The organism is Nocardia sp. CWNU-33 (genome assembly GCF_046764895.1).
GTDB lineage: Bacteria > Actinomycetota > Actinomycetes > Mycobacteriales > Mycobacteriaceae > Nocardia.
The window spans coordinates 292,837-316,844 of the sequence record NZ_JBKOQN010000007.1 but is presented as its reverse complement, the minus strand read 5'-3'; the positions used below and the strand labels follow the sequence as shown (position 1 = coordinate 316,844).

Sequence of the window (24,008 nt, the reverse complement as noted above, 5' to 3'; positions counted from 1 at the left end):
CGTCACCCCGATGGAGGCATCCCCCGTCGACGGCCCCGAACTCGACATGACGCACCTGTTCGCCGAGCGGTTGAAACGCGAACCGACGACGGGTGAACGCGAGAACGTAGACTCTCCAGGTCAGTTCGTCTTGAGTCGAGGAGCATGGCAGCTACATGAGCGCCACGTCCGAACGTCCATTCCCCCTGCTCCAACCGGCATCTGCTTCGGACGTGGATGCGATCACCGGTAACGACTGGTCGGCGTTCTGCAACCTATCCACGCTGCACGACCACTGGACCATGAAGCCGTGGTCTCCGGGGCAGGCGGGCTACTACTGGTACATCACCTTCGATGACCCGAAGCTGCGTGACCTGGTGTCGCGGTGCCAAGCTACGCTCGCGCACGACGGCATCGACCCAGTGCCGCTGGACGGTCTGCACCTGACGCTCCTCAGCGTGGGCAAGGTGAACGAGGTGTCGAACGATCAGCTGTCGGGCATCGTCGACGTGGCGCGCGCAAGTTTTGTCCGAGGTGAAACCGTTCGACCTCAGCATCGGCCCGTTGGCCGGATCTCGTAGTGCTGTGCGGTTCTCTGTCACACCATGGGATGAGCTGCACGGCGTCCACCGGCGGGTTCGGGAAGCAACCGCCGCCTATCGTCCGCCGGGTCGGCTCGCGCAAACCGCCGAGTTCCGGCCACACGTCGGAATCGGCTACATCAATCGCGCACAGCGCGCAGCGTCGCTGATAGAAGACATCGCTATCTTGCGCAACCTTCCCGTTGTCGAGGTACACATCGACGCAATCCATCTGGTCGAGCTGCGCAGGGAAGGTCGCCAGTACCGTTGGGGGCGATCGCGTAGTCGTCTCCCTCGGCGGCTGACCTACCGCTCGGGTGCAGCGAACTCGCGTGCGGCGGGCGACCACTTCTCGAGTTCGTTGAGGTACCCCGCTGATGCCTGGGTTGGTATAGCCCTGAGGATCGCGCCCAGGTCGTGGGCGCGCTGCCACACCGAACGGATCGGGCGGTCTCGAGAAGCTGTCAAGGCGTCGATCCCCAGCTGCGCGGCGCGCTCCACATCTCGGCCCTCGTCACCAAGTAACGCTGCTGCCATGTCGAGCCGGACCAGCGAGCGGCTCCACACCGAGTCCGACTCGTCGACGCGGTCTTGGACTTGTTGCCCGAAGTCGAGTGCGCGGCGGTAGTCGCCGGCGTACCGATTCGGAAGCGGGGCGCGTTGCGTGTCGGACAGACTGGTTAGTTTGCGCTCATGGCGATCAGCGAGGGAGACCGCGGTCCTAGCTTCACGTTCGTCGGCCCGACCACGGTGTCGTAGACGACGCGATCGCCGAATCCTTGGGCGAGCCTTGCAGCTTCGGCAAGATGCGACCGCGACGCGTCGGCGTCTGCCAACGTGGCGGCGATCGTCCCCGCCCTCATATGCAGCGTGCTGTACACAGCCGCTGTGGTGGCGTCCTCGTCGACCAGCGGTTCGATGTCGGCCATCGATCTGGCCAGCAACCGCATCGCCTGCTTGCCCGCGCCGATCCTCGCCAGCGTCGCGGCCTTCAGCACCCTCGTGTCCACCGAACCGGGAACGCTCCAGTCGGGTAAGTACGTAGCTTCATTCGGTACGGGATACCTGAACTGTTGGTTACCGATGCGGGCACAGGTACCTAATCGACCAAACTTCATTGTGACCGACCGCTCAGGCCACCTGGTCGGACCGACTAGACGGACTGGGCAAAGGGAATATCTGTGAGGTAGGAACGATATGGTCCGCGATGCGTTTCTGGCGGAGCTGGTCCTAGTGGGGCCCCGCAATGTTGTTGACCTCTTCCGGGCACTCCGAGGATGGGACCAGCATCCCGAGCAGGCGCGCCATCCGGCGGAAGTGACGTTGTCCGGCGACCTCGTCTCGCCGACCGACTCGGCGCGTACGAACCCGGCCCGGCTCGAACAGCACTCGGGAATGCCACCGGTCCTGATCCAAGCCGGCTCCACCGAGATTCTTCTGTCGGATGCCGAACGGCTCGCGCAACGATGCGCTGAAGGCAACGTGCCGTGCACCCTACAAATCTGGGACCGCGCACCACACGTATTCCAAGCCGCCTCAGACCTATTCCCGAAGCCCGCACCGCTATCCACAACTCGCAACCTTCGCCCGGCAACAAACCCGGAAGGCATCACACGCGACCCGGCCATCTTGCTCACCGGCATCGGCCAACCCACAAGGTCATGCAGATCCGCATGGCCTGCCGCGCGCAGTGCTGCCCGGACGGAGTGGAAGGACCGCACCCCGAAAGTCGTGGGCCGGAAGCTCGACGGCCAGCTATGGAACATAGATCCCAGGAGGTACCCAATGATCACCAACAAGACCATCACCCAGGTATGGGAGGCGCGCCTGCACGCGGATTTCTCCCGCGTGCAGCAACTCGCCACCGAACTCGCCGCCGCCGCGTCCGAGCACGACCTCACCGCCGGCGAACTACATGCGACACTGGATCGCGTCGACACCATCCGCGCCGAGTGGGAGCACGGCTCCGCCGCCGCGCGACAGGCATGGGCGCAACTCGAAGGCCCACAGGGTCTGTAAGTTTCTGTTCTCCGGTGCAACTTCTGAGGACGATGGATGCACCTGTGGCTGATGAGAGGTCGCCGCCGTAGCACCGACGTCGATGGACAAGCAGATCCGCCGGTGGGCCGCCATGACAGGCTGCCGCGGATCGGCGAGGGCGGGCTGCTGGCGCGGATGACGAAGCTGGTGGTGGAGTCCGCGCTCGAGGGCGAGATGGACGACCACCTCGGCTATGCCAAGCACGACCCGTCCGGCCGTGATGGCGGCAACTCACGTAATGGTAAGCGGGCCAAGCCGATCGAGACCCTCCCGGCAGTCTTTGCGCCGGGCGTGGGTTCAGCGGTGGTAGGCGGTCTGATCGGTTCGGATCAGCTCAGCTAGGGCCAATGCCTCGCCGAGGTTTCACGGGACTTCTTCTTCGATGTCACGGCATCCAGTGTCGTCATCACGGCACCTTCCTCGCTGAAAATCATTCAGCGACTCGGGCCGGAAACACCCTTGAATCCACAGTCCCCAACGGCTCAACTGCGCGGCATAGCCGCATCGGGGAGGACTATTGTCGGATATGTGTCGGCGGAGCCGGGGGGGCGAGTTGTAGGTGCGGTGGCGGACGGGTTCGTCGGCCGTGGGCCGGAGCTGGAAAAGATCGTCACGTTGTTGCTGGGGTCGGCGCGGTTGGTGACGTTGGTCGGGCCGGGTGGGATCGGGAAGACCCGTTTGGCGGTCGAGGCTCTGGGTCGTTATCAGCGGGCCAGGCATGTGTCGGTGCGGTGGGTGCGGTTGGCGCGGTTGGTGAAGGGGTCCGGTGTCGCCTCGGTGGAGGAGGAGATGGCCCAGTCGGTGGTCGACACGGATTTTTCCGGGCGGTCGGCATGGGATGCGCTTGTCGACACGGTGACCGATACGGATGCGGTGGGGCGGACGGTGCAGAGTGTGTTGGTGGTGGACAACTGTGAGCATGTGCTCGAGGCCGCCGGTACCGTCATCGCCCGGCTGCTGGAGGAGGTGCCGGGTTTGAGTGTTGTAGCGACCAGTCGTGAGCCGATCGGGTGGGTTGACGAGCAGTTGCTGGAGGTTCCTCCATTGTCGCGGAAACAGGCGTTGGCGCTGTTTCGGCAGCGATCCGAGCTCACCGGTCATCCGGTGGCCGATACCGACCAGGTTGGGCTGGCGGCCGGGATCTGTCGTCATGTGCACAATCATCCGTTGTACATCCGGTTGGCTGCTGCCCGGTTGGTGCATCAGCCACTCATGGTGATTCTCGACGAGTTGAGTGGTGAGGAAGGCGTCGACAAGCGAATGCGGTGGTCGCACGGGCCGCGGGTGGGCGCCGAGTCACGTCATCGTGGGGTCGGTGATGTCATCGCCTGGTCCTACGACCTGTGTCGGGACAAGGAACGCCTGCTTTTGGACCGGATGTCGGTATTCGCCGCCGGATACGACGCGAACCCCGAAGACGAGGATGGCGGCTCCGCCATCGAGGTCGGAGCGGACTTGGAGGCGATCGAGGTCGTCTGCTGCGACAACGAGCGGTCTGGTGACGAGGGGGTGGCCGGGCATGACGGTGGTGTGGGTGCGGGGTTGGCGCGGGGGGAGATCGAGGGTTTGCTGGAGCGGCTGGTCGAGCAGTCTTTGGTGTCGGTGCACATCACATCGACTGCGACGCGGTATTTCCTGTTGGAGAGCCTCCGAATGTTCGCCGCGCAGCGACTTCGGGAACGCTCCACCACAACGGTGGATGAACCGGCGCGGCTGGCCACACGGCACCGCCGGTACTACCGGGACAAAATCGTGTACGCGGCGGCCCACTGGTTCAGTCCCGCCGAGCAGGACCTTCTAGACTGGGCCCGAGCGGCGTGGGACAACATTCTGACCGCGATCGAGGGAAGCATCACCACACCCGGCGAATCCACGGTTGGTTTGGAGATCTGCATCGGACTGATCGCCCTACGCATGCCTTTCTTCAAAGGCTCGTTCCGAGAAATCCGACTTTGGACCGACCGTGCCCTGCGAGCATCCCGCTCGTTGACCCCGCAACCCACGGAACTCCAGGTAAAAGCCATGGCCTGGACGGTTTGGGTCACCCTGAACCAAGGTCGGCCCGAGGATGGCGAGCGGATGCTCGAGGATTGCGTTTGCGCCTGCCTGCCGGATCCGGACAGTCGAGTGAACTGGCGACAGACCGCCGAGACCGATATCGGGCTGCCCGCACACGTCGAATTGGCCTGGGGCCTGGTACTTATGATGGTTCACGGCGACGTCGAGGCCATCGCCGTTCTTACCCGGGCGCGTGACAAGTTCCTCCGCCTCGGAGACGCCGAGGGTGCGGTAATAGCGGAACTACTCGCGGTGGGGTCGGCGGCGCTGTTCGGAACGGCACAACAAGCTCATGAGCTCATGTCGCGCTGTCTGGACAACGCAGGCGCCTCTGGAGCGTTGACGGCGAAATCCTGGGCGCAAGTGGTCCAGGCGATGACCTTGACCAAACATGGCAACCCGGCTGCAGCGTTGGATGTCGAACGGGCTGCGCTCGCATACCAACTCCGTACCCGTGATCGTTACGGTGCGATGTGGGCGTTGCAATGTCGGACGTGGTCGTTGGCGCAGCTGATCACCGATTCGATCGAGTCCGGAAACGCCGACCGCAACAAGCTGGTTGCGTTGGCCACCGAGACCGCTCAGCTCGCCGGAGGCGCCGCGACACTGGGAGCCAAGCTCGCTGTCGAGATCGAACAGGGGCCCATGGCCGAGGAAAGCGCGAACGCCATCACCATCGCTCGGCGGGTGTTGGGACCCGAGGCATACGCTGCGGCGCAAACCCAGGGATCGCTGTTGCGTGCCGAGTTGGACGAGGTGCAGCAGTTCGCGATGGGCACGCTGTCGATGGACAAGCGTTCTTTGCAGCGCCTCGCCGGCAAGGGTGCCCTGTCGGGGTGGCGCGAGTTGACCGGCGTCGAGCAGGAAGTCGCGACCCTGGCGGCGGCGAGGTGGACCAACAGTGCCATCGCCGCGCGTCGGGGAAACTCCGTCAGGACCGTCGACGCGCACATGGCCGCGATCCTTCAGAAACTGCTGATCACCTCCCGCGAGGACATCATCAGATTCGTTCCCAAAGACCGCATTGACCAGGTCCGAGCAGAATCCACCCGCCGACCGCGACGCAATCGGCAACCACACGCCTCTGCCTCGGCACATCGACGGACGCCCTGAGTTTCGAGCATATTGCGCACCGATGGTGTGGGCTGCGCGGCGAAGGTACCCCAGCTCGATGATCCGATATAGGTAGCTACGCATCGGCTACCGATGCGGGGACGGCTACGTAGCTGATCATGCTGGTCTCGACCGAACGAACGATCGAGTCGCTGAGTCAGAAACCGACAGATGGCGACCCACACGGATGTTGAAAGGTTGAGACGACATGGTGTGCTGTGTGCTACCCAGCGAACTGATGTTGCTCGGACGGCGCGGTGTGCGTCCGTCCACTGCGATGCGCGGACAGAACGACCCGTCTATGTCGGCACACCGTACTCCTCAGGGGGTGGCGTCCAGCCATCTCGTTGTAACTCGCGACCTACGCGGCTACCACGGCCACCACCTGGACCACCGCAGCGGTCGGACCGACAGCATTCGGACTGTCCGGCGGATGATGCCTTATCAGTGCGGAGGTGGCGGGCGATGAACGAGATCTTACCGTTGGCCTACGGTTACATCCGGCTCGATCTGGCCGGTCGCGACTCGACCTCCTGCGAACAACGGTTACTGACATTCGCTCGCGAACACGGATACCAACTCGCGGCTGTGTTTAAAGAGCAGGCACCCCAGGCTGCGACGTTGCCGCAGGCATTCATAGATCTGGTCCATGAGTGTCGCCGAGCAGAGGCACACATGGTCATCACATTGTGCGGGCACCTCGCCGGGATGTCGATGCCGCGTCTGCACCTGCTCAGTGTGCTCGCCGCTCGCGGCGACGCGCACGTATGTGAGCTACCTAAGTGAAGGCGCGAGTCGAGGCCTGACGCAGCGCCTGATGGCGTTCGTTCTCGCATCGGCCGGGAGCCGTCGATCACTGGCAAGGCTTGAAAGCTATCGACTGGAGCGCGCTCGATGCTGTCGGCCGAGCCGAGCGGCGCATCTCACTTCGAGTGCGGCGAGCCGGATCTGATGCTCTCCGGCGGGTGTCGCAACGATGCGGCCTCGACGTCCCAGGCAGTCATCGAGATCCACGCAAACTTCGCCGACTTCCTGACTCCCTCTTGACCGAAGGTCAGGCCGAGGCCAGGTGCGTGCTTCGAGCGCACACGGCTGGCCCCGTTCTCTCTTTCGAAAACGAAGCTTCTCAAATGTGGAAGATGAGCACCACCATTGTGATCGCGATCACCGGCGTCGCGGTTGTGGTCGTTTTGCTTGGGCTGCGGAGCGCGATCAGACATCGGGCGCAGCGCCGCATGCCGAACCTGCCGACCGGGGCTGATACCGACCGCGCGGTGGAGCGCGAAGTTGTGTTCGATCGCGCCCCCGACACCGCCCGATACCCGCATCAAGCGAGAGCGCGCTGTTCGGCCTCGGTCAGTTCCTTCAATGTGAGCAACTGCTTGCGCATCATCAACAGATCGCCGAGTGCCAGCGCTCGCGCGACGATCCGCGGTGCGCCGCAGTGCATCCGAACCACGAGGCGCGTTCCGCTTCCCTCTGGCCGCACCGCGTAGGTGACGCATATCTTTCCGCTGACCAGCGTGATATGCCTGCCGAGGATGAAGGACACCAGCGTGAACTGGGACATGAAACGTTGCCCCACTTCGAGTTCGGTGAGCTCGGGGTCGCGGCGGCGCGGGCTGCGGCGGCCGAAGCGGTCGAGCAGGTCGTAGCTGTAGGGCGCAACGCGCAGCTGACACAGCCAGGCATAGACCACCTGTGGTGATGCGTCGATGCTGATGGCCCGATCCGCTTGCACCCCACCGGATTCCAGTTCGTCGCACGGCAAGGGTTGCTCACGCTCGGCCTCGGTCGCACCCCAGACCAGCCCGGGGATCATGCCGCGGCCGCTATCTGACGCAGCAACCGGCGCACAACCACCTGGTGACCGCCGCTCCCGATCACCAGCGCTCGGTAGATCTTGCCGTGCAGGCCGGGGAATTCGCCCCACGACTGCGCCCGGATCCGAGTCCGGCTCGACCCCTCTTCGTCGAGTTCGAAGATCAGCGCGTAGCGCGAGAACCAATGCCGGCCCGACAACGCCAACCGTGTGGGCGCGTCGGCCGAGTCGAGCTGGAATCCCCTCGGCGCACTGGACGGGTCGTTCGGGTCCTTGCACATGACTTTCAGCAACGCTTTCCAGGCCCGATCCCGATTCGCGTCGATCGATCTGGCATGCTCATCAATGTAGGGCAATCGCTCCATATAGAAGGAACGTACTAGTAGATGGCGCCACCCCGCAAGCACGACACCGATGTGATCCTCGACGCAGCACGCACCCTCGTGCTCGCCGACGGTCCCCGCGCGGCCAGTGTCGCGGCGATCGCCGCGGCGAGCGGCGCGCCCGTCGGCACGCTGTACCACCGCTTCGGCAACCGCAACGGCGTCCTCACCGAGGCGTGGTTGCGCGCGCTTACGCGCTTTCAGGAGCGCGTCATGGCGGGCGCAGGCAACCGGGACCCGGTCGAGGCGGGGGTAGCGATGGCGGTGGCAGCCGTTCGGTTCGGTCGCGAATTGCCCGACGACGCAAAGCTTCTGCTCAACCTGCGCCCGAGCGACCTGCTCGACGGCGGACCCGACGCGGAGTTCCGCGGCCGCCTCGACCGGATGAACGCGCCATTGTTCGAGCACCTGCGGCGCCTGGCCCGAGACCTCCTCGGCGCGGACGGCGACCGGGAGATCGACGCCGTCAGCCGCGCCGTCGTCGATCTCCCCTATGCTGCGCTGCGCCGCCATGCCCATTCCCGCGAGCTGCCCGACTGGCTCGACACCGACCTCGCCACCGCGGCTCGCACGCTGCTGACCTCATACCGGCGCTGACGCACCCGGGGAACGACCGGCGCAAGCCAGGCCCCCTACCTGGAAACCAGCTCCGGGGTCAGCTCGTCGAGCCCGCCGATGACGTGCGCAGCCAATGCGAGCGCATCCGGCGCAGGCGGATACTCGGGCCGCGGCGCGGCGATCACCCGCATGCCCGCCGCATGGGCCGCGCGCAATCCGTTGCTCGAATCCTCCACGGCGGCACACTCGGTCGACTTCTGACGCAGAAAACCCGCAACGGCTACATACACATCCGGTGCAGGCTTGCCCCGATCCACTTCCTCGGTCGAGAACGTGACGTTGAAGAATTCGATCAATCCCGTGCGGCCCAGCACGGTGTCGATGAGGGTGCGTGGCGAAGAACTCGCCACACCGAGGGGCCACTGCTCACTCATCCGCTGCACCGCGGCGACCGCGCCTGGCAGCAACGGCACCGCCCTGTCGTAGTGGACCGCCATCCGCTCGATCACATCGTCGGCCACCTTCTCGGGCGATTCACCGACGCCGAGTTCGCCACTGAGATAGTCCGACCACTCCCCCGTGCTCATACCCATCAAGCGCTGCTGCGTATCCGGTAGCCAGCGGCCACCCTTCTCGGCGACATACTCGCGGCGCACCTGTTCCCACACCGGCTCGGAATCGATCAGTACGCCGTCCATATCGAATACAACTGCCGCAATACGCATCGGGACAAAGCCTTTCGCCAGCCGCGCCGGTGGGTGCCGATCGAAAAATAGTCGCCCGCCGACGTTTCTCGGGTTCTTCGGAAGACCTGATGGAGGAGCATCGTAACCGGAGAGCTGAAGCACTCGAATTGCATGCCCCGGAATCGGCGGGACTGTCACACCCCGACGATAGCCGCACCGCCGACCCCGCCGGGCGAGCATTCCGCCGGCAACCGATAACGTGTTCTCATGAACGAACAGCAGGCCGGCGACTCGCTACCCGATCAAGAGCATCACGAGGGTGGGTTCCGGCCGATGTCCGAGCTGATCAACGCACACGATGAGCAGGACGCCGACATTACTCGAGGCGGACCGCACTACGGCGAATTCATCGAGCAGGTGCGCAGCCTGATGGATCGAGTGCGGCTGGCCAGCCCCTCCGACGAGCTGGCGTTGGAGACGATCGGCGTCCTCAAGCAACTCAACGACAAGCTGGACGCGGCCATCGTGGACGAGTGGTCCACGCCGGTCTGGACCAGGTTCGATCTGCCCGCCCGCGGAAACATCACACTCCCGCCTTTCATGATCGACCACGCCGACGCGAGCGGTGTCGACGCCCGCGTCACCTTTCGCACCTTCCACCTCGGCGGCAACAATGCCGCGCACGGCGGGCAGGTAGCCATCGGTTTCGACGATCTGCTCGGCATGGCCGCGGCGGTGCACGCGGGGGCGGTGACCAGAACCGCCTCCCTCACCGTGGACTACCGATCCATCACCCCGCTCAACACCGAATTGACGGTCCGCGCCTGGGCCGAACGCCAGGAGGGTCGCAAGGTTTTCGTGCGCGCCACCCTGCACGACGGCGACCGGCTCTGCGCCGAGGCACGCGGCCTGTTCATCGTGCTCAAACCCGGGCAGGCGTGAGTCGATAGCTCACGGGTCCGGCCTGCTCGCTGTGAGTGCGCGGTGCCGGGCCGTGGTCCGCGGCCAGAGTTCCGGCACACCGGCGCACGAATCTCGGTGGGGCGGGACAGCATCCGACCCACCGATTCCCTTACCTGCCGGGAAAGTGCTCGTTGCGATAGTCGGCGAAACGAGCGTCGACCTGATCGGCGGTCAGCCCGAAATCCGCCAGCGTGTAGCGGTGTGCCGGACGTGCAGCGCCCGATGTGCTCTCCGAATGCAGCGCCGCCATCGCCGATTCGGCCTCCGCACTCAATGACAGACCGAAGCGCTGATAGATCGAGCCGACGGTGCCGATCGGGTCGGCGACGAAATCGTCGTAATACACGTCGCAGAACTGCGCAGCATCGTGGTGCCTGCGGTCGGCGAGGAACCGGTCCGCTCCCCTGGCCCACAGGTCCAACTGCGTTGCGCCGACGACGGGTCCGCGGAACTTGTCCGACCACCCTGCCGAGGCCTGCTCGTTGAGGCTGCACACCGATCCGATAATGGTGCGCGGATCCCGATGCATCTGAATGACGAGCGCATCCGGGTACGTCGCGAAGATCGCATCCAGCGCGAACAGATGGCTGGGATTCTTCAACACCCATCGGCGGCCGGCATCCGGCAGGCCGATCAGCTGCAGGTTGCGCCGGTGCCTGCGGTAGGCATCGGTCCAATCCTGTGCGCGCAGCCATTCGGAGTAGCCGGGCAGATAGCCCAGGCATTCGTAGGACACCGACATCGCCGACTGCCGCAGCAACTGCCAGCATTCCTCCACCTGGTCGGCCGAAATATGGTGCACACCCATGAATTCCGGGTGCTCCACGTGATGTTTCTCGAACGCGGCCTCGATCCGCTGGTAGACCGGGTTTTCCGCCCACGTCTCGCGCGGCGGCCGCGGCTGCGGCATCTCGGTCAGCCACATTTCCAGACCTTGGTGCGCCGGGTCGGCGTTGAGCAACCGGTGCACGGCCGTAGTGCCCGAGCGCGGCAGCCCGGTCACGAAGATGGGCCGTTCGATCGCCACCTCGGCGTGCTCGGGAAACCGCTGCCACGCGGATTCACTGAGCAGTCGCGCGATCAGTGCGCCGCGCAGGAACGCGCGATTCACCTTGTTGCCGAAGGGCGTCAGCTCCGCGTCCTTTGCGTAGGACTCGAGCAGTACCTGCAGTCCTTCGCGGTAGCCGTCGTCCCCGAAGTCGTCCAGCCCGACGACCTTGGTCGCCGAGGCGTGCAGATCGTCGATGGTGCCGACGTCGTCTCTGCCGATCACAGTCATCTCCTCAGAATTGATGCGGGACACCCGCACCCGGTCAGTGGTGGTACTCGCCGCCGTTGACATCCAGGCAGGCCCCGGTGATCGCCCGCGCCAGCTGCGAGGCGAAGAACACCACGGCGTCGGCAATCTCATCGGGTTCGGGAAGCTTGCGCAGATCGATGGTCTTCGCCGTCTCGGCGTAGACCTCTTCGGCAGTGATCCCACGCTGCTCGGCGAGATAGTTGAAATACCACTTCAGGTTGTCGGCCCAGATATAGCCCGGGGCAACAGAATTCACCCGGATACCCTGCGGCCCGAGCTCGGTGGCCAGGCTCTGCGCCAACGCGAGCAGACTCGCCTTGGCCATCTTGTAGGGACCGAAGGTGCGACGTGAATGCCGCAGCACCGCCGAGTTGATCATCACCACCGACCCCTTGGTCTCGGCGAGCGCCGGCACGAACAGTCGGGTCAGCCGCAGTGCGGCAAGCACATTCGTCTCGAAGCCGGCCCGCACGTCGTCCAGGTCGACGGTCGCCAGATCGGTGATCGGTGGAATCGCGAACGCGTTGTTCACCAGTGTGTCCACCCGACCGAACGCGCTGTGCGCGGTCTCGACCAGGTTGAGCACGGCGGCCTCGTCGTTGATATCGGTCGGCACCGCCACCGCACGCCTGCCGAGTTCGGTGATCTCCTTGGCCACCTCGGTCAGTCGCGATTCGGTGCGCGAGGCGAGTACCACGTCGGCGCCGGCGCGCGCACTCTGCACCGCGATCGCCCTGCCGAGGCCGGGACCGACACCCGAGACCACAACGACCTTGTCCTGCAACAACATCAGCCCAACATCCTTTCTGCCACGGCGACCTGTCGCGCCGCGATCCGTGCCCGCCACTGTTCCGGAGTCACCCGCGCCTGTTCGTAGAACGGCAGCCGCTGCGGTAATTCGTCGAGCGACACCACCTCCACCGTCGGCCCATCTTCCGGCTTCATTTCCCGCGCCAGCCGCTGCCAGCGGAACTGCAGATATCCGCGCGCGTGCCCGGTGCGTTCGATCCAGTTGGCCAGTCCTGGATCTTGTTCGCTGACCACGAGCCGGATCATGCCGTCGGGGTCGACCTGCGCTTGGTCTGCGGTGAGGCTGGTCTGGTGGTTGATGTAGTCCAGCGACAGGTACCACATGCTGCCGAGCTGGAAGCCCTGATACGGCGCATCGGATTTCGGCACCGTGATGATCATGACCTGATCGTCGTCCAGCTCGTAGTGGCCCGCCGAGGAGAACTGCGTCGTGAGCCCGCCCGGGGTGGAACGCGGCTCGGTCATCGTATTGACGGGCAGGTTGAGATAGAACCACTTCGGGAAGGCCAGGAAAGTGTTCAGCCGCGACAGCAGCATCTTTCCCGCGACGCCGTACCGCTTGGTCATCAGGTCTTTGGTCAGCGGGGGCGGCGCATCGCCGATCCGGTCCACCCGCTGGATACGGACGGTGCCCGGCTTCTCGGTGGCCCAATCGCTGTAGACCTCACGAATCACGAGCATGGCGGAGTCCGGAGCGAGATGCACATAGCCGGGGCGTGCCGCACCGGGGCCGAGGCGCAGCTCGTAGGAGCCGTCGGCGGCGACCTCGATCGCGCGGTCGTCGAATGCGGTGAGGCTGTCAGGGACATCGACCGGCGAGTAGTCGCCGTTGAGCACCTGGAAGCTCAAGTCACGGGTGCTGCCGCGCTTACCGGTCACCACATATTCGGCGTCGGGTCGCAGGTAGGAGTGGAAGTACAGGGTGTCCGGGTTGTCCAGGCCCATTTTCGTGTACGGCCCGGTGGATTGAACAAAGAACGGAAAGTCCCGCTCATAGGCCCAGGCCATCTGGATGGCCGCGCAGATGCTGCCCGCGAGGTAGTCGTACCCCTCGACGAGATCCTGTTCGGTCCGGATGTGTGGCGCGCCGGTGATGATCTGCTCGGCGGCGGCGATGGCGTCCGCGAACGGCTGTGTGAGCAAGTGGCTTCCCGGTTGTCTCGAGCGACCGGCGAACAGTCGCTGCTGGGTGTTCCAAATATGTACCGGTCTGGTACATTTCGATACGAGCAAGATTAGAACGTGTTCTAGGAGTGGTCAATGGTTGCCCGTAGATCCGCGCCCACCCAGCGGGTGGTCCAAGTACTGGATTTCTTTGTCGAGCAGCGCGGCAAACGCTTCGGCCTTTCCGAGCTGGCCCGCGAGCTCGACCTGGCGAAACCGACCTGCCTGGGCATTCTCACCGAGCTCAGCGCGGGCGGCTACCTGGTGCGCGACGCACACACCCGCACCTACGGCCTCGGACCCGCGCTGATCGCGGCCGGACGGGTTGCCCAGGACAGCTTCGCCATCTCCGCCATCGCACGCGTCGAGCTGGAGAAACTCACCGCGGAATACCGCACGACCTGCACCGCATCGGCAGTGGTCGGCGAGCAGATCACGGTGTTGGAGAGCACCGGGCCCGGCATGGTCAAGGTCGGCGCCTCCTACCTGTTCGCGCCGCCGGTCGGCCTGATGTACGTGCTGTGGGACTCCGACGCAGCCTTCGACGCTTGGCTGGCCAAGCCGTCGACGGTGCCGCTGCAACAGGATGTGGCCCGGCTGCGCCAGGTCGTAGCGGAGTGCAGGGAGCGCGGCTACCTGGTGGAGAGCCTCACCGGCGCGGGTCGCCGCCTGTACTCCTTACTCGCCGGTGTCGCTGCCCGTGACCTGCCCGAAGAGGTGCGCGAACTCGTCGGCGAGCTGGTCACCAGCCTCGGCGAACGAGTCCATCTCGGCACCGATCTGCGACCGCGCAAGGAACATCCGGTGAGCTTGCTCGCCGCACCGACCTACGGCGGCGACGGCCACCAGAACATGGTGCTCACCATGTATGTGGGCACCGCCATTACGGGTGCCGAAATCACCCGCCGCGGAGCCGCTCTCGTGGCCGCCGCCGATGCGGTGACCGCCGCGTCCGGCGGACGCAAACCCGAGTCACCCCATTGACCAATCACCGAAACGTGTTCTAGTTTTGGGACGTGAGCCAGTACGCAAAGTCGACGGCGAGCACCGAAGTAGGTGCTGCCGGACGTAGTCCGTCCGAAACCCGCGCACGGCTGGAGCGAATGCGGATGTCCTCCTACGAGCTGCCACATCTGGACGCACTCGAGGCCGAGTCGGCACACATCTTTCGTGAAGTCGCGGCGACGTTCGAGCGGCCGGTGCTGTTGTTCTCCGGTGGCAAGGACTCGGTGGTGATGCTGCACCTCGCGGCCAAGGCCTTCTGGCCCGCGCCGCTGCCGTTTCCTGTCATGCATATCGACACCGGGCACAATTTCGACGAAGTGATCGAATTCCGGGATCGCACGGTGCAACGACTCGGCCTGCGGCTGGTGGTCGGCCGGGTGCAGGACGATATCGACGCGGGCCGCTCGGTCGAGGAGACCGGACCACGCGCTTCCCGCAACCGCCTGCAGACCGGTACCCTGTTGCGCGCCATTCGCGAGCACGCCTTCGACGCGGTATTCGGCGGCGCCCGCCGGGATGAGGAAAAAGCCCGCGCCAAAGAGCGCGTGTTCAGCTTCCGCGACGAATACGGCCAATGGGATCCGCGCAACCAGCGGCCCGAACTGTGGAACCTCTACAACGGCCGCCATCGCGCCGGCGAGCACATCCGGGTGTTCCCGCTGTCCAACTGGACCGAGCTCGATATCTGGCACTACATCGCGGCCGAGCGGATCGAGCTGCCGCCGCTGTACTACGCCCACCGCCGCCCAGTGGTGCAGCGCGACGGCATGCTGCTGGCACACACCCGCTTCCTCGAACTCCTCGAGGGCGAGCAGCCCTATGACAGCACGGTGCGCTTCCGCACGGTCGGCGATGCGACCTGCACCGGATGCGTGGAATCGACAGCGTCCACCCCGGACGAGGTGGTGGTCGAGGTCGCGGCGACCCGGGTGACCGAACGCGGTGCGACCCGCGCCGACGACCGGATTTCCGAGGCAGGCATGGAAGACCGCAAACGAGAAGGCTACTTCTGATGACGACGACAACCCTGTTGCGCCTCGCCACGGCGGGCAGCGTCGACGACGGCAAATCCACCCTGATCGGGCGGCTGCTCTTCGATTCCAAGACCATCTTCACCGATCAGCTCGCCGCCGTGGAGCGCACCAGCCGCGATCGCGGCGACGACTACCCCGATCTGGCACTACTCACCGACGGCCTGCGCGCCGAACGGGAACAAGGCATCACCATCGACGTGGCGCACCGCTATTTCGCCACACCCCGACGGAAATTCATCATCGCCGACACACCTGGCCACATCCAGTACACGCGCAATATGGTCACCGGCGCCTCCACCGCGGACCTCGCATTGATCCTGGTGGACGCCCGCAAGGGCATCGTCGAGCAGACGCGGCGGCACGCCTTCCTCGCCAGCCTGCTCGGCATTCCACACCTGGTGCTGTGCGTGAACAAAATGGACCTGGTCGGCTGGTCGCAGGAACGCTACGAAGAGATCCACGACGAATTCGCCCAGTTCGCGACCAAACTCGACGTCGCCGACCTCACCTTTATCCCGATGTCGGCGCTCACCGGCGACAATATCGTGCACCGCAGCACCGCTATGCCGTGGTACGAGGGATCCCCCCTGCTGCACCACCTGGAAGAGGTGCACATCGCCTCCGATCGTAATCTGATCGATGCGCGTTTCCCGGTGCAGTACGTGACCCGCAGGCACGCCGAGGATTTTCGCGGCTACGCGGGCACCGTCGCGGGCGGGGTGTTCAAGCCCGGTGACGAAGTGGCGGTGCTGCCTTCGGGATTCACCAGCACCGTCGCGGCGATCTGGGGGCCGGGCGGCACCCCGGTCGCAGAGGCGTTCCCGCCACAGGCGGTCACCATCCAGCTGACCGACGAAATCGACATCGCGCGTGGCGATCTCATCTGCCGCCCGGCCAACCGGCCGCATGCCGGTCGCGACCTCGACGCCATGGTGTGCTGGTTCACCGAGGAGTCCGAGCTGACCCCCGGCGCCACCTACACCATCCGGCACACCACCCGCACCGCCACCGCCGAGATCCGCACCCTCGACTACCGACTCGACGTGAACACGCTGCACCGCGACGAGACTGCGGAGTCCCTGTCGCTCAACGAGATCGGCCGCATTCAGCTGCGCACCCGGCAGCCGCTGTTGTTCGACCCCTATCGCCGTAACCGCACCACCGGCAGTTTCATCCTCGTCGACGAAACCACCAACAACACTGTCGCCGCGGGCATGATCACCGGACCGAGTCTGCCGTCCTCCCGAGTGGTCTGGCACTCCACCGCTGTCGGGCGCGACGAGCGTGCGACCAAGGGCATGACCGTCTGGCTGACCGGGCTCTCCGGATCCGGAAAGTCCACTGTCGCGGTGGAACTCGAACGCAGGCTGGTCGCGGCGGGCCGCCCCGCCTTTCTGCTGGACGGCGACAATCTGCGTCACGGTCTCAATTCCGACCTGGGTTTCGCCGCGGCGGATCGCGTCGAAAACGTCCGCCGCGTAGGCGAAGTAGCCCGACTGTTCGCCGAAGCCGGTGTGGTGGCGGTGGTTTCCCTGATCAGTCCCTACCAGGCCGATCGCGACAGGGCACGAGCCACTCATGAAGCGGCGGGCATCGCCTTCGTCGAGGTTTTCGTGGACACGCCGCTGGAGATCTGCGAATCCCGCGACCCCAAGGGGATGTACGCCAAGGCCAGAGCCGGGGAAATCCGCGGCTTCACCGGAATCGACGACCCGTATGACGTACCGACCAATCCCGAACTGGTCCTGCGTCCCAGCGACGGGGATCCTGCCGCCATGGCCGCCACCATCCTCGCCACGTTGGCTGATCTGGACTGACGGCCGTATGTCCCGTGCCGTTGAGAGACCGTTACCGGCGGCCTCGGCCACCGCAAGGACTGGTACGGCGGTTGGCATGCGCAGTTGTGCGACGGCCAACCGTGGACGAAATGACCACGCTCGTAGCCGAACTTGCTCCGCAAGTGCCCGCCGGCCGTCGATACTAGAGCAACTCCACCGACCTCGCCGAGGCGGTAGCGCTGCTGCTGTGGATCGACCAGCACCCCAGCGAATCCGTACGCCAAGTTCCGAACCAGGCCGTTCGATCCAGCTCGCACACCGACGAGAGCCTCGCCCGCGAGCTCGCGGGATCGGTGCGCCTGGGTGCACCGGCGACACTTCGCGGATGATGGGCCTCCTGGTCAGCCCGCCACAGATTGTCGCTGCTCGATTCTCCCCATCGAGTGTCTTGCGTCAAGATCTTGGCAGGATCTGACGGTCCAGGATCTGGGTGTTAGGCGGACGCACCGACCATGACCTGACCGAACGCGCAGTAGTAGCAACGAGCGGGCACTCGCTTCTAGCAAACTGGAGTGGAGGCTGACGGATGCTGGGATGATATGCGGGTTGGCATCCTACGAACGAGCATCGACGGGAGAACACCATGTTCAACAGTTCGCTTCGCTCGGATCTGGCCGCTGTCGCTGGGGCAGTCGGCTTCTGCGGAGGAATCCTCGCTGCAACCGCAACCGCCCAGCCGCCCACATCGATCACTGTCGAGCCTGAACTGGGCTACAACACCACCACCTTGACTATCAGCGGATCGGCTACGTGTGCTGGGGGCGGAACCGCCGGAGTGGACGTTGTGGACGGCTCGCTAGAACAAATGTTCCAAGGTGGCGCAGGTGGCCCAATCGCCGTGCAACTCGACGGACCGATCCTGGTCGAGTGCGACGCCACCGCGCACAACTGGTCGGGGAATCTCGTCGCACCCGGTCGCGCACTGCCCAACGAATCTGGTGGCACGGTCACAGTCACACTCGCCCAAGGCGCGGACGTCATTGCATCCACCGGTCCGCAGCCAGTCCACATCGTGCGCTGAACAATCGCTCGCCGAGCATAGGTCTGCGAACGGACCCAGCATCCGCGGAGGGCCTCGCCACCGATCGGTTCCTGGCTCGTGGGCTCGGTGCGCAAACCGAGCAACCTGCCAGAAAGTTTGACGCGCTAGACGAGGCATCTATCGAACACAAGTTCGAACCGTGCGGTATTCTTTATGGATGGCCGCCTGCCCGCTCTACACGGTCGATGGCAAAGTCGTACCGCCCGATTGTCCGGTGCGCACCGCGGCTGGATACGTCGAGCTTGCACCCGTGCGATGCCCGACCGGCCACGTACTCGGGCCCCGTCGAGCGCTCGTCGGCCGGATCCCGTGCGTGGCCCCCGGCCGGACCGGGCTGCACCGCGCTCGCCGCCGAGCACGACGCCGCAACACTCGCTACAACCCAGGCGCCGCCAGCGGTGCTGCCGGCCACCCTGGAGGAGTCCGCGCTGCTGTTGTTTCCAGGCTTCGACCGCCGCCGGCCACTCGATCGCGGCACCTTCGGGACCCGCCTCAACCAGCATGGCATCACACCCCACGCCAGCCGAAACACCGCCCTGGTGACTCTGGCAACCGAACTGCCAGCCGCGGTCCTAGCCGATTTGCTCGGCCTGCATCCGGGCACCGCTGTTCGGTGGGTCCGCATCGCCAAACGCGACTGGCACACCCACCTCGCTGAACGCCGCACTGCCCTCAATCATTGACCACTGCGCAACTCGTTCGCTGGCCGGTCGGGTCAGCGCGGCATGCGGTGCAATACAGGATGGTCACGACCCCCAGTAGATCTCCCAAACTCCATCGTCCCTCTCGTGGATGCCTTCGAAGAAGATGTGATGCACGTCGACGCCGCCGAACCACTGCGACTGCTGACGAGTGCTCCTTTCCGTCTCGGCGATGGCGGCGGCAAGGTCGCGCACTGTGAACCACTCACCGTTGGGCGCTCGGTGTTCAACGGGATCACCGAACCCACGCAAGTTCAGCATGGGCAATTCCAGGACAACGCGGTCGAACTCGTCGACGGTCACGTCACGAAAGTCCCCATTTTCGAACACATTCAGCGTGAACGAGACTCCCCTGATCGCCGCGGTTGCTGTCGCGCGCTGATTAGACAGATTCGCCGCGACATTCTCGGTCGGTTCCGTCAGCTCGATCGCCAACGTCCCGGACAACCCATTGAAGAACTTCAGTGACATATGAGGATGGTGGCATGGAGCACCGACACTTCGGGCACGCCGACTGACCATCGATTGCACGCACATCGGCGGTAGAGCGCGTTCGGCTGCACCAGATCCACGCGGCCCGTTTATCTTCCGAGGTGCCTCGCCGGCCGCTTTGGACCGCGCGGGTCGGGCGCCGAAATCAGCACTGCCCAACGGCTGTTGATCACAAACCGACCACCGGGCCTGGATAATTGAGAGGCGCGGGTTGGCTGCGATGCGCCGGTGTCAGCGCGGGCCGATGAACAGTGTCTGGGTGCCGCGGCCGATGGGTCCCTTCTCGTCGAACAGCTGTGATTCGGCCAGGCCGACGCCGCTGCGTTCGGGGTAGGTCACCGCATCCAGGCACACCCATTCACCGACCGGTTCGCGATGCAACGTCACCGTGAAATCGGTATTGATGAAGTAGTAACTGCCCCAATCCAATACCGAGCTGACGCCATTGCCGCAGTCGGCCGCGGCGAGGGTACGTTCCAGCGGGCTGGGGACGGTGCCGGCAACGACGGGGTAGCGCAGGCGAATCCAGCACACGGCAGGGCCGGATTCAACGAAACTGCCGGAGACGAAGCGATATTCGATGGCCGTATGGAACCCGACCGGCTGCGTCGACGGGAACTCCGTTCCCTCGGGTGCGGTGTCCGGGCCCGGGCGCGCCCCAGTAGGTAGTGCCTCGACCGGCAGTTCCAGCTCCGGCTCGGCGTGCTGCAGCCGCCAAGCGCTCGCCTTCATCACCAGCCCATGCTCGGAACTCAGTGTGGCCTCGATCAATTCGACGCTGCGGCCAGGGCGGGAAACCCGCGCCTCGGCCCGGATGACCCGAGCCGAGGCTGTCAGCGGCGCGATCGGTACCGGGCCGAGGATCTCCACCGCCACCCGCCCGACCCGAAACCCCTCGCGTGGCTCGCATCTCTCGATGACATGACCGAGCAGCGCCGAGGGCGGCCCCGCGTGCTGAGAGTCGGGCGACCACGGCCCGCGAGTGAGCTCGGTGGAATAGAACCGATTCGGATCCGCTGGATCGGGCAGATAGAAGGCATCCATGGTGGTCTCGAGCCTACTTGGGCAAGGGAGTGTTTTGAAGCGAAGTGAAGTGATGGTGTGGCACCGCTGCGTGATGCCGCACCATCAGTGTGGTTGGTGAAAGTTGTTGCCCGCATTGGTATATGGGCGAGGTCTCCGGTAGGTGGTTTAACGACCAAGAAGAACCGGAGTACCTACCGGAGACCTCGTTGATCAGCGTAGGGGTGGCGGGGCGGGCGGAATTGACCGATGCCCAGTGGGCGCGGTTGGAGCCGTTGCTGCCTCGCGAGAAGATGGTCAGTCCACCTTTGACTTGGCGCGGGCGTAGGCGCGAGCCGCGCGAGCGCGGTCGCCGCACCGCGTTGAACACCAGTGACGGCGGCCGTGGCGGATCAGGTACCGATTGCACGGGGCGGAGTCGCAGGTGGTCAGGAAATCGGCGTCGGAGCCGGTGAGCAGGTCGGCCGTATCTGCGGCGAGCGTCGCGAGCGCGCGGTCGAGGATCTCATTGGGTGGACACAGCGCAGCGCGGTAGGGGCCGTTCGTCTCATCCCATTGCAGCAGGGCGGCCGTTGGGGTCCTGCTCAGTGCGTCGTTGACGGCGGACAGCGCTGCAGGCAATACCGGCTGCCGCGCGACGTGGGCGGCGAACAATGCCCTGACGTGTTCGCGCAGCACGCGCAGCCGCGTCGCGCACATCTCCTGCACTCCGGCATCGGCAGGCGCGAGGCCGCGTTCGGCGAGCCACCGATTCGTTGATTCGGGGGTGCCGAGCAGGTCGATGAAGTGTCCACCAGGCAGCACATAGGAGCTGTCGGCGAAGTCGAGAGCGAGGTACCGCTCGGCCCCCGGTGCGGGCGGCAACGCGGCGGTCAAGGTCTCTCGCACGACTCTCACAACTCTCATGTTACGACTTGCTTTTATCCGTGAGAACGGCCTACCGTATCTCACGGATATGCGGTGTTTCATCCGTGAGGAGTAGCGAGCGCGTCCGCAGGGGGATCTCGTAGATCGAGTACCTCGCGCGGCACCGACCGAGAGGACAGCCATGACACCGCACCCGCCGCCCGGTCGGTATCCGGGGCCGCAGCAGGCCGACAGGCAGGAGTCGCCGAAGAGTAAGGGCCTGGCGATCACCGCGCTTTTTGTCAGCATCATCGCTCTGCTCAGCTTGCTAGTGGCTTGTGCAAGCACAACCGATCAGCAGGTCCGCGTCCGCGTCTTCGGCGGCCCGACCGCCCTCTTCGAATACGGCGGGTTGAGGTTCCTCACCGACCCGACCTTCGACGCGCCCCACGACTACCAGCAGCCCGGCGGCCTGCTGATCAAGACCGCGCCAGCCGCCGCCGCACCGGCCGACCTCGGCCGCGTCGACGTGGTTCTGCTTTCGCACGATGAGCACCCCGACAACCTCGACGACTCCGGCCGCGCCCTGCTCGCCGACGTGCCGCTCACCCTCACCACGCCGGGTGGCGGGCAACGCCTCGGGAAAGGGGCCAAAGGCCTGGTCGACTGGGAGTCGGTCGAGCTGGATCGACCCGGCGACGGCACGATCACCGTGACGGGAGTGCCCGCGATCCACGGGCCGGGCGCACGCGAGGAGGTCGAACCGATCACCGGCCAGGTTGTCGGATTCGTACTGACCGGGGAAGGCCTGCCCACTGTCTATGTCAGCGGCGACAACGCCTCGCTCACTGCAGTCAAGGAGATCGCCGAGCGTTTCGCACCGGTGGACACCGCCATCCTCTTCGCCGGAGCGCCCCGCTTCTCCGTTCTCTTCGACGGTGCGCCGATCGTCCTCGACAGTGCCCAGACCGCCGAGGCCGCCGAGCTCCTCGGCGCCCGTCGGGTGGTTCCCGTTCATTACGAGGGTTGGGCCCACTTCACCGAGGGCCGTGCCGAATTGGTCGCGGCTTTCACTGCTGCCGGACTCCGGGACCGCCTTGACCTAGGCGAGCCGGGCTGACTCTGTCGTGACGACTTCGGTATCTGCCCGGATCGATGAGCTCCCCGGCTCCCAGGCGCAGCGCCGCACCCTGTTCGTCCTGGTCGCCGCTCAGGCGCTGAGCGGCGCGGGGCTGGCGGCGGGCGTGACCGTCGGCGCACTGCTCGCGCAGGACATGCTCAACTCAACCAGCCTTGCCGGTCTGCCCAGTGCGCTCGGCACCGCAGGCTCCGCGCTGGCGGCCGTCGCCGTCGGACGAATGTCGCAATGTGGTCGATGATGGCGATGTATATGGTGGCCCTCACCCATATATCAACGCGGGCAACAACTTTCACCAACCACACTGATGGGGCGGCACCACGCAGCCGTGCCACCCCATCACTTCACTTCAAAACACTCCCTAGGCGCCGTGTGCCTCCAGTGCCGCACCGAACCAAGCGAACACCGGTGCTAAACTCGGCGGAGTCGGCCAACCGTTGATCGCGGCGAGCAACTGCCAATAACGTTCGGTCCGAGCATCTCCCGCGACGTCGAGGCGTGTTCGCAGCCACTGTCGCAGTGCGGCGTCGTCGGGGCGGCCGAATGTTGCGGCATATTGTGCCGCAAGTTCGTCGACAATCGGCTTCGCTTCGGCGGAATCGGGGGCGATGCCCGAGGCGAGGGCGTGCTCGACCCGGTCGCGGACCACCTCGGTCAGTTCGTGATGCAGGCCGGTGGTGTCGCCCTCGGCGCGCTGGGCTGCCTGATACTCGGCCATTCGACGTACCGCAGCACGGAAATCCGTGTCGCTGGTGAGCTCGGCGAGCTCCACCCAGGCTTCGATCTGAGCGGGTTCCGGATCATCCGGCAGTTCCGGCATCGCCGCACGAATCATGTCGACGAACGCCGGATTCGCGTCGAGGCCGCCGAAGGTGTCCTCGACGAAATCGCTGATCATTCGGCGGCGCTCGGTATCGGAGAGCTTGGCGAGTTTGTGCATGAGTTCCATCTCCTCGGTGGTCGAGCCCCGCTCGGCAATCGCGCGTAACACGGTGCGCTGCAACCGAAGCGTGCGCATCTGCAGAGCGATCGCGTCGGCATGCGAGGCGGCGACCTCCGGCAGCGACCGCGTCCGATCCAGCACCAGCCGGACGGAACCAAGATCGACACCGAGGTCACGGAGCGTTCGCACCAGCCGCAACCGAGCCAGCGCATCGGTACCGTAGAGCCGATAGCCGGCGGGGCTGTATGTGGTCGGCGGCACGACACCGCTGTCGGAGTAGAACCTGATCGTCTTGACGGAGAGCCCGGTCCGTTCGGCCGTCTCCCCGATCGAGTAAAGCGTGTCGCCGTCCATGCCCTCACCCTCCCGTCTCCCCCAGAGGGAGACGCAAATCTGCCTCAGCGCGGCGGCTTTCCGCTGAATTCTGCACCTCGGGCCCAGCTTGCCGCCGAAGCGGCCGCACTGCCCGCGGTGCGCGCCACGGTCGGC

General features: G+C 65.3%; 27 protein-coding genes and 1 pseudogene. 17 read left to right on the top strand and 11 right to left on the bottom strand.

Annotated features, from left to right (window positions below; translation table 11 throughout):
* Positions 1 to 155: 155 nt before the first annotated feature.
* Positions 156 to 560, top strand: a complete 405-nt coding sequence (locus ACLMAL_RS12585) for a hypothetical protein (RefSeq protein ID WP_411999226.1) — start codon at positions 156 to 158, stop codon at positions 558 to 560.
* On the top strand, positions 514 to 1,188 hold the full coding sequence (locus ACLMAL_RS12580) for a 2'-5' RNA ligase family protein (RefSeq protein ID WP_411999225.1): 675 nt from the start codon (positions 514 to 516) through the stop codon (positions 1,186 to 1,188). The genes ACLMAL_RS12585 and ACLMAL_RS12580 overlap by 47 nt, the downstream gene beginning before the upstream one ends.
* 52 nt (positions 1,189 to 1,240) lie before the next feature.
* Here the strand turns inward: ACLMAL_RS12580 and ACLMAL_RS12575 are convergent, their stop codons facing one another.
* Positions 1,241 to 1,570, bottom strand: a complete 330-nt coding sequence (locus ACLMAL_RS12575) for a hypothetical protein (RefSeq protein WP_411999224.1) — start codon at positions 1,568 to 1,570, stop codon at positions 1,241 to 1,243.
* 187 nt (positions 1,571 to 1,757) lie between these two features.
* Between ACLMAL_RS12575 and ACLMAL_RS12570 the strand changes: the two are divergent.
* The 6 genes and pseudogenes from ACLMAL_RS12570 to ACLMAL_RS12545 form a co-directional block, all read left to right on the top strand.
* A pseudogene (locus tag ACLMAL_RS12570) lies at positions 1,758 to 2,078 on the top strand (alpha/beta hydrolase); the annotation flags it as partial.
* 267 nt (positions 2,079 to 2,345) lie between these two features.
* Positions 2,346 to 2,579: a hypothetical protein gene (locus tag ACLMAL_RS12565; protein WP_411999250.1), complete on the top strand. Its 234-nt coding sequence runs from the start codon at positions 2,346 to 2,348 to the stop codon at positions 2,577 to 2,579.
* Positions 2,580 to 2,615: 36 nt separating this feature from the next.
* Positions 2,616 to 2,942: a transposase gene (locus ACLMAL_RS12560; protein ID WP_411999223.1), complete on the top strand. Its 327-nt coding sequence runs from the start codon at positions 2,616 to 2,618 to the stop codon at positions 2,940 to 2,942.
* A 222-nt stretch (positions 2,943 to 3,164) separates the two neighbouring features.
* Positions 3,165 to 5,771: an ATP-binding protein gene (locus ACLMAL_RS12555; RefSeq protein WP_411999222.1), complete on the top strand. Its 2,607-nt coding sequence runs from the start codon at positions 3,165 to 3,167 to the stop codon at positions 5,769 to 5,771.
* Positions 5,772 to 6,236: 465 nt separating this feature from the next.
* Positions 6,237 to 6,557 (top strand): hypothetical protein, encoded by a 321-nt coding sequence (locus tag ACLMAL_RS12550; protein WP_411999221.1) that lies wholly within the window; start codon positions 6,237 to 6,239, stop codon positions 6,555 to 6,557.
* A 108-nt stretch (positions 6,558 to 6,665) separates the two neighbouring features.
* The gene (locus ACLMAL_RS12545) at positions 6,666 to 6,818 is read left to right on the top strand and encodes a hypothetical protein (RefSeq protein ID WP_411999220.1); all 153 of its coding nucleotides are present in this window, start codon (positions 6,666 to 6,668) and stop codon (positions 6,816 to 6,818) included.
* 280 nt (positions 6,819 to 7,098) lie between these two features.
* On the opposite strand, the gene ACLMAL_RS12540 is transcribed toward ACLMAL_RS12545, so the two are convergent.
* Both ACLMAL_RS12540 and ACLMAL_RS12535 read right to left on the bottom strand, forming a co-directional pair.
* The gene (locus tag ACLMAL_RS12540; protein WP_411999219.1) at positions 7,099 to 7,593 is read right to left on the bottom strand and encodes a hypothetical protein; all 495 of its coding nucleotides are present in this window, start codon (positions 7,591 to 7,593) and stop codon (positions 7,099 to 7,101) included.
* Positions 7,590 to 7,958, bottom strand: a complete 369-nt coding sequence (locus ACLMAL_RS12535; protein ID WP_411999218.1) for a hypothetical protein — start codon at positions 7,956 to 7,958, stop codon at positions 7,590 to 7,592. The genes ACLMAL_RS12540 and ACLMAL_RS12535 overlap by 4 nt, the downstream gene beginning before the upstream one ends.
* A gap of 21 nt (positions 7,959 to 7,979) precedes the next feature.
* Here ACLMAL_RS12535 and ACLMAL_RS12530 point away from each other — a divergent pair, with 21 nt between their 5' ends.
* Positions 7,980 to 8,573 carry a TetR family transcriptional regulator gene (locus tag ACLMAL_RS12530; protein ID WP_406229543.1) on the top strand — a complete coding sequence of 198 codons (594 nt, stop codon included), beginning with the start codon at positions 7,980 to 7,982 and terminating at the stop codon, positions 8,571 to 8,573.
* 35 nt (positions 8,574 to 8,608) lie between these two features.
* Here ACLMAL_RS12530 and ACLMAL_RS12525 read toward each other — a convergent pair whose 3' ends face one another.
* The gene (locus ACLMAL_RS12525; RefSeq protein WP_411999217.1) at positions 8,609 to 9,259 is read right to left on the bottom strand and encodes an HAD family hydrolase; all 651 of its coding nucleotides are present in this window, start codon (positions 9,257 to 9,259) and stop codon (positions 8,609 to 8,611) included.
* 228 nt (positions 9,260 to 9,487) lie between these two features.
* Between ACLMAL_RS12525 and ACLMAL_RS12520 the strand changes: the two genes are divergently transcribed.
* On the top strand, positions 9,488 to 10,162 hold the full coding sequence (locus tag ACLMAL_RS12520; protein ID WP_411999216.1) for a PaaI family thioesterase: 675 nt from the start codon (positions 9,488 to 9,490) through the stop codon (positions 10,160 to 10,162).
* Between the two features lie 130 nt (positions 10,163 to 10,292).
* On the opposite strand, the gene ACLMAL_RS12515 is transcribed toward ACLMAL_RS12520, so the two are convergent.
* Genes ACLMAL_RS12515 through ACLMAL_RS12505 form a run of 3 tightly spaced genes read right to left on the bottom strand, consistent with a single transcriptional unit; the run spans position 10,293 to position 13,436 of the window.
* Positions 10,293 to 11,462: a sulfotransferase family protein gene (locus ACLMAL_RS12515; RefSeq protein ID WP_411999215.1), complete on the bottom strand. Its 1,170-nt coding sequence runs from the start codon at positions 11,460 to 11,462 to the stop codon at positions 10,293 to 10,295.
* A 34-nt stretch (positions 11,463 to 11,496) separates the two neighbouring features.
* Positions 11,497 to 12,273, bottom strand: a complete 777-nt coding sequence (locus tag ACLMAL_RS12510) for an SDR family oxidoreductase (protein WP_411999214.1) — start codon at positions 12,271 to 12,273, stop codon at positions 11,497 to 11,499.
* The gene (locus tag ACLMAL_RS12505) at positions 12,273 to 13,436 is read right to left on the bottom strand and encodes a hypothetical protein (RefSeq protein ID WP_411999213.1); all 1,164 of its coding nucleotides are present in this window, start codon (positions 13,434 to 13,436) and stop codon (positions 12,273 to 12,275) included. Before ACLMAL_RS12505 ends, ACLMAL_RS12510 begins: the two co-directional genes overlap by 1 nt.
* A gap of 117 nt (positions 13,437 to 13,553) precedes the next feature.
* Here ACLMAL_RS12505 and ACLMAL_RS12500 point away from each other — a divergent pair, with 117 nt between their 5' ends.
* The 5 genes from ACLMAL_RS12500 (at position 13,554) to ACLMAL_RS12480 (ending at position 19,059) form a co-directional block, all read left to right on the top strand.
* Complete coding sequence (locus ACLMAL_RS12500) at positions 13,554 to 14,441, top strand: helix-turn-helix domain-containing protein (RefSeq protein ID WP_406229537.1); 888 nt, start codon at positions 13,554 to 13,556, stop codon at positions 14,439 to 14,441.
* A gap of 119 nt (positions 14,442 to 14,560) precedes the next feature.
* The gene (gene cysD, locus ACLMAL_RS12495) at positions 14,561 to 15,475 is read left to right on the top strand and encodes a sulfate adenylyltransferase subunit CysD (RefSeq protein WP_411999249.1); all 915 of its coding nucleotides are present in this window, start codon (positions 14,561 to 14,563) and stop codon (positions 15,473 to 15,475) included.
* Positions 15,475 to 17,313, top strand: coding sequence for an adenylyl-sulfate kinase (gene cysC, locus ACLMAL_RS12490; RefSeq protein ID WP_411999212.1), 1,839 nt, complete (start codon positions 15,475 to 15,477; stop codon positions 17,311 to 17,313). The genes cysD and cysC overlap by 1 nt, the downstream gene beginning before the upstream one ends.
* Positions 17,314 to 18,172: 859 nt before the next feature.
* Complete coding sequence (locus tag ACLMAL_RS12485; RefSeq protein WP_411999211.1) at positions 18,173 to 18,355, top strand: hypothetical protein; 183 nt, start codon at positions 18,173 to 18,175, stop codon at positions 18,353 to 18,355.
* A gap of 206 nt (positions 18,356 to 18,561) precedes the next feature.
* Complete coding sequence (locus ACLMAL_RS12480; RefSeq protein ID WP_411999210.1) at positions 18,562 to 19,059, top strand: hypothetical protein; 498 nt, start codon at positions 18,562 to 18,564, stop codon at positions 19,057 to 19,059.
* Between the two features lie 63 nt (positions 19,060 to 19,122).
* On the opposite strand, the gene ACLMAL_RS12475 is transcribed toward ACLMAL_RS12480, so the two are convergent.
* The 3 genes from ACLMAL_RS12475 to ACLMAL_RS12465 all read right to left on the bottom strand — a co-directional run bounded on the left by ACLMAL_RS12475 (position 19,123) and on the right by ACLMAL_RS12465 (position 21,489).
* Positions 19,123 to 19,548, bottom strand: coding sequence for a hypothetical protein (locus ACLMAL_RS12475; protein ID WP_411999209.1), 426 nt, complete (start codon positions 19,546 to 19,548; stop codon positions 19,123 to 19,125).
* 252 nt (positions 19,549 to 19,800) lie between these two features.
* Entirely contained in the window at positions 19,801 to 20,613 is an 813-nt protein-coding gene (locus ACLMAL_RS12470) for a thioesterase family protein (protein ID WP_411999208.1), read from the bottom strand.
* 276 nt (positions 20,614 to 20,889) lie between these two features.
* The gene (locus ACLMAL_RS12465) at positions 20,890 to 21,489 is read right to left on the bottom strand and encodes an ABATE domain-containing protein (RefSeq protein ID WP_411999207.1); all 600 of its coding nucleotides are present in this window, start codon (positions 21,487 to 21,489) and stop codon (positions 20,890 to 20,892) included.
* Positions 21,490 to 21,640: 151 nt separating this feature from the next.
* Here ACLMAL_RS12465 and ACLMAL_RS12460 point away from each other — a divergent pair, with 151 nt between their 5' ends.
* The gene (locus ACLMAL_RS12460; protein WP_411999206.1) at positions 21,641 to 22,558 is read left to right on the top strand and encodes an MBL fold metallo-hydrolase; all 918 of its coding nucleotides are present in this window, start codon (positions 21,641 to 21,643) and stop codon (positions 22,556 to 22,558) included.
* 7 nt (positions 22,559 to 22,565) lie between these two features.
* Positions 22,566 to 22,817 (top strand): hypothetical protein, encoded by a 252-nt coding sequence (locus ACLMAL_RS12455; RefSeq protein ID WP_411999205.1) that lies wholly within the window; start codon positions 22,566 to 22,568, stop codon positions 22,815 to 22,817.
* 120 nt (positions 22,818 to 22,937) lie between these two features.
* On the opposite strand, the gene ACLMAL_RS12450 is transcribed toward ACLMAL_RS12455, so the two are convergent.
* The gene (locus tag ACLMAL_RS12450; protein ID WP_411999204.1) at positions 22,938 to 23,873 is read right to left on the bottom strand and encodes a MerR family transcriptional regulator; all 936 of its coding nucleotides are present in this window, start codon (positions 23,871 to 23,873) and stop codon (positions 22,938 to 22,940) included.
* Positions 23,874 to 24,008 lie beyond the last annotated feature (135 nt).